Below are 9,073 nucleotides of genomic sequence, written 5' to 3' on the forward strand. Positions count from 1 at the left end.
CGTCCACGGGGGGGTGGTAGCCGCGGTCATGCTGTTGGTGAGCTTGTCCGGTGGCGCCCCGGCAGCGCGAGCGATCGAGCCGCCCTCCGTCGATCCGGCGCTGGTGCCGGCTGATGGGGTGCCCGGGCCGGACCAGCCGATGCGCCGCTCGAATTCCTGCAGTGTGCCGATCACGGTCAGCAATCCCGACGTGGCACAACTGGCACCCGGATTCGACATGCTGGGAATCGCCACCGCGTGGCAGTACTCCACCGGCAACGGCGTTCCGGTCGCCGTCATCGACACCGGTGTCACACCGAATCCCCGGTTGCCGGCGATCGCCGGGGGCGACTACGTCATGGGCGGCGCAGACGGACTGGGCGGTCTGCAGGACTGCGACGCCCACGGCACGATTGCGGCCTCGATCATCGCCTCGGCCCCGCTCGGTGTGCTGCCGATGCCCCGCCCCATGCCGGAAGTCCCGGCGTTCCCTCCGCCGGTGGGCCCGCCGCCGAGCATCAACGAACCCCTGCCGCCGGCTGATGTGCCCGGCCCGCCTGCACCGCCCCCGGCCCCGGCTCCGGTGACCATCACCCAGGTGGCACCGCCGCCCCCGCCACCACCTCCCCCGCCGGCGGACGGTGCCGTGGCCCCAGCCTCGGGTCCGGCCGACCCTCAGACTGAGGACGAGCCGGCGGTTCCCCCGCCCCCACCGGGCTCCCCCGACGGTGTCGTCGGGGTGGCCCCGCACGCCACCATCATCTCGATCCGCCAATCGTCGCGGGCATTCGAACCGGTCAACCCGCAACGGTTCGGCTACGACGACGAGCGGGTAAAGGCCGGCACGCTGGCAACGCTGGCCAAAGCGGTCGTCCATGCAGCCGACCTGGGGGCCAAAGTCATCAATATCTCGGTGACCTCCTGCGTATCGGTGGCGGCCGGACTCGACCAACAGGTGTTGGGGGCAGCACTGTGGTACGCGGCGACCGTCAAGGACGCGGTGATCGTCGCGGCCGCCGGCAATGTCGGGGAGGCCGGCTGCGCCGACAACCCGATGTTCGACCCGCTGAACCCGAACGACCCGCGGGACTGGAACCACGTCAAGGTGATCTCCAGCCCGTCATGGTTCTCTGACTACGTCTTGTCCGTCGGCGGCGTGGACGCCACCGGGACGCCGATCGACAAGAGCATGGCCGGACCCTGGGTGGGGGTGGCCGCACCGGCCACCCACGTGATGGGCCTCTCGCCGCAGGGCGGTGCCCCAGTCAACGCGTACCCGCCGATTCGGGCCGGCGAGAAGAACATGCCGTTCTGGGGCACCAGCTTCTCGGCCGCCTACGTCAGCGGCGTGGCTGCTCTGGTCCGGGCCAAATACCCTGCGCTCACCGCGCACCAGGTCATCAACCGCATCATGCAGACCGCTCACAATCCGCCCGCGGGCGTCGACAACCGGGTGGGTTACGGCTTGGTCGACCCGGTCGCAGCGTTGACCTTCAACGTGCCGGCGGGCGACCCGCTGGCGCCGGGGTCGCAACACCGCGTGATCACCCCGGCGCCGCCGCCACCGCCGCCGGACCACAGAGCCCGGACCGTTGCCCTGGGATTCCTGGGCCTGATCGCAGTGACCGTCCTTGCCGCCGCGATCACCGCTCGGATCCGGAGGGCTGCCAAGTGAGCCGAGACCAGTTCCGGTTGACCGGATTCGCGCCGTCGAGCAACCGCCGGCTGCTGTGCGGGGCGACCGTCGCACTGTGCGGTCTGGTGGGCTGGGCGCTGGGCGGGCCGATCGGTGTCGTCGCGGCTGTCCTGCTGGCGGGGCTGGTCGTGATGGTGCCGTGGTGGGGGCAGCCGGCGTGGTCGTGGGCTCTGCTGTGGCTGCAGCGCCCGTCGAAGGCCGCCCGGAACGAGCCGATCACGGTGGCCAACAACCGCGCCGGCGGTGGAGTTCGCATCCAGGACGAGGTGGCGGTGGTGGCGATCCACCTGCTGGGCCGGGCGCATTCGGCCACCGTGGCCACCGGATCGGTGAACGTGGAGACCGACAACGTCGTGGACGTCGCCGACCTGCTGCCGATGCTGCGGCACGCGCTGGGACTGGTCCTGGAGTCGATGAGCGTGATCAGCATCGGTGCGCGCCGGGCCACCACCGGCGACTACCCGCGGGTCTACGACACCGAGATCGGCACACCGCCCTACGCCGGCCAGCGAGAGACCTGGCTGGTGCTGAGATTGCGTGTCATCGACAACACTGCCGCACTGCGCTGGCGCACCACGCTGGGTGCCACCGCTGTCGCAGCAGCGCAACGGATTGCCGGTCTGCTGCGTTGCGGGGGCCTGCGCACCCGGGTGGCCACCGCCAGCGACCTCGTCGAACTGGATCGGCGCCTCGGGGCGGGTTCGCTACCTACGAACGCCGAAAGGTGGAAGTCGCTGCGCACCGAGCGCGGCTGGGTGACGACCTATGCCTATCCGGCCCACCAGATCAGCGCGCAGCTGCTGGGGCAGGCGTGGACTCTGCCGGTCGATGAGGTGATCCAGAACGTCACCGTGTTCCCGGACGGGACATGTACGGCGACGGTGACCCTGCAGACACCGCAGCCGGCCCCGACTCCCCCGTCGGTGGTGTTGCGCCGGCTCAACGGCGAGCAGGCGGCTGCCTTGGAGGCCAACATGTGCGCCCCCCGTCCGCAGCTGCGCGGCCTGCGGCCCGGCCGGTTGCCGGCCACCCTGCCCATCGAGATCGGGCCGTCGGGTGTGCTGATAGGCAAGCTGGCCAACGGCGACCGCCTGATGGTGCCGCTCACCGACTCCGGCGAGCTGAGCCGAGTCTTCATCGCAGCCGAGGACCTGATCGCCAAGCGCATCATCATCCGGGCGGCCGGCGCCGGAGAACGAGTCTGCGTGCACACTCGGGACACGGCCCGCTGGGCCAGTGTTCGAATGCCCGAGGTGACCATGGTCGGCGAATCCCGGCCGACTCCACGCACCACCGTCAGCGTGGTGGACGGGCCGATCGCGCCGTCACCGCGACCCGCCACCGTGATCACGGTGGCGCCGCCAGGAACACCTCCCCCACCCTCTGGCGCCCTCGAGGTGAGTATCGAGCAGATAGAGCGGAACGCGGTACACGTTTCGGCCGCCGGGAAATCGTGGCTGGCTACGGTGGAATTGTTCCGGGCGGAAAACCGGTACTGCAGCCCGGAGGCGCTGGCCCCGGTGTCGCCCCGACGGAGGACGGCAGACATTGAGTGACTTGCTGGCGGCCCGTCGACACTTCGACCGCGCCATGTTGAGCATGGACGGGCGCTACGGCGCCCCCGACGCGTTAGGCGACTTCGTCGCGGCAACCGAGGCGGACCCCTCGATGGCCGATGCCTGGCTGGGCCGGATCGCCTGCGGCGACACCGGATTGGACACCCTCCAACGGCTCTACGCCAACAGCGACTGGCTGCACAAGGAGACCACCCGGCTGGGCCGTCACCTGGCCGCTCAGATCCCGCTGGGACCGTATCTGTCGATCACGGTTACCGACGCCTCGCACGTGGGTTTGGCTCTGGCTTCAGCGTTGACCGTTGCAGGCGATTACGCGCGTGCCGACGCCCTGCTGGCCGACAAAGCTCTGCTCGACAGTTGGATCAACCACCAGTGGCATCAACTCGCCCGCGCCTACCTGATGTTCGTCACCCAGCGGTGGCCGGACCTGCTGACCGTCGCCGCCGAAGATCTGCCCGACCGCGCGATAGTCATGCCGGCCGTCACCGCATCCGTGTGCGCCCTGGCCGGCTATGCGGCAGCGCACCTGGGTCAGGGTCGGGTGGCATTGGACTGGTTGGACCGCGTCGACATCATCGGGCAGACGCGTTCCTCGGAGCGGTTCCCGGCGGGGGTGCTCACCGCGTCGATCAACCCCAGCGAAATCCCCTTGCTGGCCGCCGATCTCGCTTACCTGCGCGGCATGGTGCACCGCCAGATCGGCGAGGAGGACCGCGCTCAGATCTGGTTGTCCAAGGCAGCCATCAACGGTGTGCTGACCGAACCGGCCAAGGCCGCGCTGGCCGAACCGAATCTGCGCCTGGTGGTCACCGAGGAACAGATCATCGACAGTCGCACCGACCGCTGGGATGCTGCTTCGGCCAAGAGCCGTGCGGAACTCGACGAGCACAATGCACTGGATCGTCGCGCGGAACTCTTAGAGCAGGGTCGCGCCGAGCTGGAGAGGCAGGTCGGCCTCGCGGAAGTCAAGCGTGCGGTCAAAGCCTTGGAGGATCAGCTCGAAATCCGTGCCATGCGACTCGAACACGGTCTGCCCGTGGAAGGGCAGACCAACCACATGCTGCTGGTTGGTCCGCCCGGGACCGGCAAGACGACCACAGCCGAGGCGTTGGGCAAGATCTACGCCGGCATGGGTATCGTGCGCAACCCGGAGATCACCGAGGTGCGCCGTTCGGATTTCTGCGGAGAACACATCGGATCATCCGGGCCCAAGACCAACGATCTGATCGAAAAGGCCTTGGGCGGAATTCTTTTCATGGATGAGTTCTATTCGCTGGTGGAACGTCACCAGGACGGAACTCCGGACATGATCGGCATGGAGGCCGTTAACCAGTTACTGATCGCGCTGGAGAAGCACCGCTTTGACTTCTGCTTCCTCGCCGCCGGCTACGAAGACCAGGTCGATGAATTCCTGACCGTCAACCCAGGCCTGGCCAGCCGGTTCAACCGCAAGATCCGGTTCGAGTCGTACTCACCAGAGGAGATCGTCGAGATCGGTGAGCGGTACGGATCCAGCCGGGCAACTGTACTGGATCACGAAGCGCGCCAGAGATTCCTGGCTATGGTGACCACGATCCGTGGCTACGTCGGTCCGAGCGGGGAACACGGCATCAACGTCATGCACAACGGCCGGTTTGCCCGCAATGTGATCGAGGAGGCCGAGCTCGCCCGCGATACCCGGGTGGCCGCGCAAAAGCGTGCCGGGCAACCGGTGACGATCGACGACCTCAAGACCATCACGGCCCTCGACATCGACTCGGCTGTGCGCACCGTGTGCGGCACTGAGCGCGAGATGGCCGCCCTGAACTGGTAGGGATTGTCAGACCGGACTGGCGCCGTAGCGGGCTTCGAAGTCGGACTGGGCTTCCTCTCGCAGTGCCGTGAAGACGAGGTTGAGCCGATCCGCCAATTCACTGTGGGTGTAGTCGCTGACCACACACGGGTGCAGTGTCAGCTCGAGCAGCCGGCCGTCAGAATTGGCCACTGCACGGACGTCGCCTAGATCGACGCTGTAGGTGGTGTTCTCGGCCTCGGCGACCAGCGCCTCCCACTTCTCGGCGGCCTCCCGCAGATCCCGCAACACGGACTCGACAAGGTCCTTGTCGCTGAGTTCCGCGTGGCTCTCCGCCCCCGACATTGGGTAAGTATGTCCAGCCAGTTTGAACAGCGTCAATTCATCGCGGCGATCGAGTCTGTCAATCCCCCTGGCCGGCGGTCGGTGCACTCAGCGTACGAAACCAGCTGAAGTGGTAATTGGCCGAAACTGTGTCCCCGGTCGCAATGCCTTCCGTGGCGGCCAGCAGCATGCAATTCAGCACCAGAGCGGCGTCGGAGTCGGGGTACTGCGCCAGCAGCTGGTACCGCATGGTGTCCAGATGCACACGTAATAAGTCGATTTCGGCGTCGATCACACCCGTGTCTGCGGCGCCCGCCCTGACCAGTGTGTTGGCCATCCGCGGAAGTCCTTCGCGCCAGTGGGTGGCTTCGCTGAGCCGCCAGGCGAGATCGTCGACTGGCGCCAGCCTGCGGGGCTCTACCGAGGTGTCGGTCACCGCGAAATCACTGGCCCAGCCGAGACGGTCTCCGGGACTGTAGCTGGCCGTCTCCTTCGCCTCACCCAGCATCTCGGTGGCGGTGCCGCTCCGACGGTCAGGTTCGAGCAGTTGCACGCCGTCCGGTAGCTCGATTCCGGACGGGATCCATCCGTTGGCGATGTCGGTGACCAGTCGGGTGCTGCCGTCGGCAAAGGTGCCGACCGCCCAGCGCAGCCCTGGTTCCTGGCGGGCGACGACGGCCAGCAGCCGTCGAAGTCGCTGCTCATCGGATTCGGCGACCGTCGGTTTGGCGGGGGCGGGCTCGGGCTGGTCGGCCACAACTGGGACTGAGGCGGTGGAAGTCGGTTCCACGATCGGCTCGGCCGGTGTGGCGACTGCAGGTTCCGGAGCCTGCTCCGCATCCAACGACTCCGGGGCGGGGGGTGACATCGCAGGCGCGGCCGGGGCATCGGATTCCGGCAGCCGATGGCGGGCGCGTCGGGGTGATGCCTCCGGAGACTGCTCGGGAGGCGGCGCCACCGCAGCCCCTGGTGCTGCCGCCGGAACCGCGTTCAGGCTGGTGTACTCCGTGCCGAAATCCAAGGCCTCCTTGTGGAGTTGGCGGACCGTCGACTCCACCCTGAGCACGGCGAAAGCTCTGGCGACGTTGATGACCCGGGTCTCTGCGGCCTGGCGTGCCGGACCGGCCAGGTCCGATTGACTGATGGCGTAGAGCTTCTCGTTGGCCGAGTGCGCGATGCGCTGCAGGTCGGCGTTGAGGTAGTCGGCAAGCGGTGCGGTTTCGGGGGTGATCGTGGTCAACTCGGCGGGCCACAGGCCACCCAGTACCCAGGAACTACAGTCGACCGGAGCGCTGAAGGCCGGGATGTTCAACGATTCGCGGGCCGCGTCTCGGAGGCGCTGTCGCGCCGACCACCGACCGAAGAGTGCCACCGCGCAAGCGTACCGTTGCCGCCACAGCGCTCTTGTCCGAATCCGGCCTCGAGCGACCTTGCACAACTACGGCACGCGGTGAATTGTCAGCTCTTGGGCCGGTCGGTAGCGTGCAGATCATGGCTGATGTCGGGTCCCCGGAGACTGGGTGCGCAGCACAGTTGAGTGAGGTACTCGCGTTGCTGGAGCGGGCCCGAAAGCTGTTTGGCGACACAGTGGTTGATCCGCCCGCAGACATCGTGCCCAATGCTGACGCTGCCGGAAGATGGGTACTTTAGCCCTCGGGCTTCTCACCTTGGTGCAGCTCGTGGCCCAGTAGCCGCTCGGTGGCCACCCGCAGATCGTCATTGGTGGGAACCGCTGCCGAGGGCACATGCCCCGTCGTGATGATCCCGCTCCGGATCTCTAACGCCGCCTTGAGAAACGAGACGTCCGCGGCCAGCACGATAGCCTCGGCCAGCCGGTGCGCGTCGGTGTCCATCACTGCCTCGGTGAGCACCACACTGTGCAGATAGCCACCGTGGCAAGACCGGAACAGTACATCGCCACTGGGGTGGATCGTGTCGAAGGCCGGATTCGGCTCAGTCATCGGTGCCCATCGGTGAGGCGCCCGAAGGCGTTGGCGGCATCATCCTCATTCTCGTCCCACATCGCCACCGCCCGGTGCAGATTGTCGGAGACCGTCGAATGTTCCCTGGACTGGCTTTCATAGCAGTCCTTGCGTGCGTCCAGCAGCGAACTGGCAGCCTGGCGAAAGTCGCCGTAGATCGGACCGAGGGAGTTCAGGGTCGCCTGGATCCCCTCGTGGGTGGCCGGGACGGTGGACAGGTAGTCCGACGCCTCCTGATGGTTCTCAGCCGCCTTGGTCAGAACGTCCTGGTTGACGTGGATCTTCTCGGGCATGTTCCACCTTCCTGGCTAATCGACGATGACGGTTGGAGCCGGCTTTTTCAAGAGCACACTCGCCGGCTTGGTCGCGACCGGCTCGGCGGGCGGCGCGGGCTCCTGCGCCAGCCCCGGCGGATGTTGCCAACCCAGGAAGCCTGGACCCCGCAGGTTCTCCACCAGGTGGATCTGCCCGTCGAGTAGTGCCTTGCCGGCGCCGACAGCGAGGGCGTGGCGGTCGGTGAACACGCCGATGTCGCCGGGGCGCAGACTGGCCACATCGACAGCTGCCGCCACCGGTGCTCCAGGTGGCGGGATGTGGATGCCCTGGCTCCGGAATGCCTCCACGACAGACTCTCCGTCTGCGGCGGCTTGCATCACCGCGGCCAGTCGCGGATTGGCCACCGTCATGGTTTCGCCGTCGGGCAGTCGCACGGTCACTTCGCGCTGCTCCCCCGGCTCCTGCTCCGATGATTCGTCGTCGGCTCCGTCAGCATCAGCGCCCTCGGGTGCGGCCGCGTCCTCGGGCAGATATTCGTCTTCTGCCGGCATACCGGCACTGCCCGAACCAGGAGTCAACCCGGTCGATGGAAATCCGGCGGGCATCGGCCCGAATCCCGGTCCCTCGCCACCCATGCTCGGGAACATCGGCGACGTCCACTGCGGTAGACCGTGTGGAATCTCCGCATCGGCCTCAGGGTCTACGTCGGTCAGTTCGTCCAGATAAGGATCGGCATCCGGCTCCCCCGAAAGGGTGTGGTCGTCTTCGGGCGCCGGCTCGGGGCTGTCGGATGCCACGGCCGAGTACAACAATCTCAGTGCAGTCGCGAGCGAGTGTTTGGATCCGTCATCATCATTGGCCTCTTCGACCAGTTTGATGATCTGCTCCAGTCTGTCGATCAAGAATCGTTGGAATTCACGTGCGCCTGCGGCAGTACTCAGGTCCCAGGACCCTGCTGCGCCGGCAATCTCGGCCTCGAAGCCCTCGAGTCGCCGACGGCCTTCCAGCGTTGTCTTGCGCGCCTGGCGCAGTGCTCCGAGGATCTGCCTGTCAAAGTTCGCGGCAGTCGACAATTGCTGGGCGAGAGCCGCTTCGACCTGCTTCATGGCTTGCGCCGCCCAGCCCTCAGTCCCGCCGCCGCCGCTCTCGATGCGGCCGATCACATCAAGAACGTCGTCGCGGGTAGCCATCTCCTCAGCCCAACACCGTTGAGCTGGGCCGACGCTCAGGAGCTGACCGGGTCATGGCCGGTGACTGTACCGAGACAAGCCGTGACCGACAATTCACCCGATCACCCCCATTACGGCAGCAGACGGCGGATCGCCACGTGCGCGCCCAGCGGGCTGATCTGCACGGTCGCTCCGGCATGCGGGGTTGCGTCCAGCAGAGTGGTGTACGAGTCGGACCTGATCAGCGGTGCCGGCGTGTCGTAGCCGAGTGATTGAAG

Annotated in this window: 8 protein-coding genes; 3 read left to right on the forward strand and 5 right to left on the reverse strand. The window is 67.1% G+C overall.

Features of this window, described 5'->3' with window-relative positions; all coding sequences use genetic code 11:
- The first annotated feature begins 28 nt into the window (after positions 1 to 28).
- The 3 genes from mycP to eccA are packed head-to-tail and all read left to right on the forward strand — an operon-like array spanning position 29 to position 5,065.
- Positions 29 to 1,654: a type VII secretion-associated serine protease mycosin gene (gene mycP / locus AWC18_RS15725; RefSeq protein WP_234806550.1), complete on the forward strand. Its 1,626-nt coding sequence runs from the start codon at positions 29 to 31 to the stop codon at positions 1,652 to 1,654.
- The gene (gene eccE / locus AWC18_RS15730; RefSeq protein ID WP_085139331.1) at positions 1,651 to 3,231 is read left to right on the forward strand and encodes a type VII secretion protein EccE; all 1,581 of its coding nucleotides are present in this window, start codon (positions 1,651 to 1,653) and stop codon (positions 3,229 to 3,231) included. The genes mycP and eccE overlap by 4 nt, the downstream gene beginning before the upstream one ends.
- A 34-nt stretch (positions 3,232 to 3,265) precedes the next feature.
- Entirely contained in the window at positions 3,266 to 5,065 is a 1,800-nt protein-coding gene (eccA, locus tag AWC18_RS15735) for a type VII secretion AAA-ATPase EccA (RefSeq protein WP_064998852.1), read from the forward strand.
- A gap of 6 nt (positions 5,066 to 5,071) precedes the next feature.
- Here the strand turns inward: eccA and AWC18_RS15740 are convergent, their stop codons facing one another.
- From AWC18_RS15740 to AWC18_RS15760, 5 genes are all read right to left on the reverse strand, one after another.
- Positions 5,072 to 5,389 carry a DUF2710 family protein gene (locus tag AWC18_RS15740; protein WP_064998840.1) on the reverse strand — a complete coding sequence of 106 codons (318 nt, stop codon included), beginning with the start codon at positions 5,387 to 5,389 and terminating at the stop codon, positions 5,072 to 5,074.
- 58 nt (positions 5,390 to 5,447) lie between these two features.
- Positions 5,448 to 6,740, reverse strand: a complete 1,293-nt coding sequence (locus AWC18_RS15745) for a DUF5631 domain-containing protein (protein WP_064998839.1) — start codon at positions 6,738 to 6,740, stop codon at positions 5,448 to 5,450.
- A 274-nt stretch (positions 6,741 to 7,014) separates the two neighbouring features.
- The gene (locus AWC18_RS15750) at positions 7,015 to 7,329 is read right to left on the reverse strand and encodes a DUF2694 family protein (protein WP_064998838.1); all 315 of its coding nucleotides are present in this window, start codon (positions 7,327 to 7,329) and stop codon (positions 7,015 to 7,017) included.
- A complete protein-coding gene (locus AWC18_RS15755; protein ID WP_064998837.1) occupies positions 7,326 to 7,643 on the reverse strand; it encodes a type VII secretion target in 318 nt (105 codons plus the stop codon). The genes AWC18_RS15750 and AWC18_RS15755 overlap by 4 nt, the downstream gene beginning before the upstream one ends.
- 15 nt (positions 7,644 to 7,658) lie before the next feature.
- Entirely contained in the window at positions 7,659 to 8,816 is a 1,158-nt protein-coding gene (locus AWC18_RS15760) for a DUF4226 domain-containing protein (protein ID WP_085139332.1), read from the reverse strand.
- Positions 8,817 to 9,073: the final 257 nt, after the last annotated feature.

This window comes from Mycolicibacter nonchromogenicus (assembly GCF_002101775.1).
GTDB classification, from domain to species: Bacteria; Actinomycetota; Actinomycetes; order Mycobacteriales; family Mycobacteriaceae; genus Mycobacterium; species Mycobacterium nonchromogenicum.